Annotated in this window: 1 protein-coding gene; it reads right to left on the bottom strand. The window is 66.1% G+C overall.

Annotation, left to right across the window (positions count from 1 at the left end; all coding sequences use genetic code 11):
- Nucleotides 1-245: hypothetical protein (locus tag R0J88_RS22610; RefSeq protein WP_410901265.1), on the bottom strand; the 245-nt coding region annotated here is incomplete at both ends.

Here is a 245-nt window from a genome sequence, read left to right as displayed (position 1 = left end):
CGATGATGTGGCTGCCCTGCATGCCCTTGAGGCCATAGAGGCTGGCGATATGGGCCGGCAGGCCCACCGCCTTGAGGATCTCGATGCTCTGCCCCACGCTCAGCACGCGAATCTGCGGGGCGCTGTCGGCAAGCCAGCTGCGCACGGCACTTTCTTCCCCGGCGATCTTGAATACCGCGACACTGGCATTGCTGAACCAGTCCGCCACCGTGCCGACCTGCTCGCCCAGGCCCTTGGCGATCGCC

Origin of the sequence: Pseudoalteromonas sp. SIMBA_162, from assembly GCF_046535955.1 — a bacterium.
Taxonomy (GTDB): domain Bacteria; phylum Pseudomonadota; class Gammaproteobacteria; order Enterobacterales; family Alteromonadaceae; genus Pseudoalteromonas; species Pseudoalteromonas marina.
This window is presented reverse-complemented; position numbering and strand designations above follow the sequence as displayed.